We start from the raw sequence: 228 nt of genomic DNA on the forward strand, positions 1-228 counted from the left end.
GTTTTAATCCGTGGAATGAAGGTGACCGTATGACAGAACAAGCAACGAACATTTACTGGCATGACACAGTAATTTCAAAGGAAGATCGTCACCAACTGAATAATCACAAAAGCTGTACGGTCTGGTTTACAGGGCTTTCTGGTTCAGGAAAGTCTACATTGGCAAATGCAGTTGCAAAAAGACTTCATGAGCTTCAAGTAAGGACTTATGTATTGGATGGAGATAATA

1 protein-coding gene is annotated in these 228 nt (G+C 39.9%); it reads left to right on the top strand.

The annotated features are described in order from the left end of the window. Positions 1–29: 29 nt before the first annotated feature. A partial coding sequence (locus AOA61_RS06100; protein ID WP_143521190.1) for an adenylyl-sulfate kinase occupies positions 30–228 on the top strand: 199 nt, incomplete at its 3' end.

Origin of the sequence: Pseudomonas sp. 2995-1, from assembly GCF_002742505.1 — a bacterium.
Lineage (GTDB): Bacteria > Pseudomonadota > Gammaproteobacteria > Pseudomonadales > Pseudomonadaceae > Aquipseudomonas > Aquipseudomonas sivasensis.